The organism is Leptospira gomenensis (assembly GCF_004770155.1).
In the GTDB taxonomy this organism is placed as follows: domain Bacteria; phylum Spirochaetota; class Leptospiria; order Leptospirales; family Leptospiraceae; genus Leptospira; species Leptospira gomenensis.
In genome coordinates, this window is sequence record NZ_RQFA01000054.1 from 1 (window position 1) to 275 (window position 275).

The 275-nt window shown below is 55.3% G+C and carries 1 pseudogene; it reads left to right on the forward strand.

What is annotated here, in order from left to right:
* A pseudogene (locus tag EHQ17_RS12580) lies at positions 1-275 on the forward strand (hypothetical protein); the annotation flags it as partial.

The window sequence follows — 275 nt, forward strand, 5'->3', positions numbered from 1 at the left end:
AAGAAGACCGCGAGCAGCACGAGTTTGAAGGATTTGGTTTGGAAGACGAGCAACACGAACGAGATGTCGTTTAACGATCTTGCGGGGAGCGACGGTTTGCGTATGGCCGGTCAGAAGGCGATCCATGATTCGTACGGAAACTATATCCGTTCGGAGAAGGATACGAATGCGAGCCGAGCGGATGCGGTGTTTCGAACGGCGGCGGGAGCTACGACCGCGAATGCGGAGGACTCGGACCAATACATGAGACAGACGTCTTTGATGGTGAGCGCGGA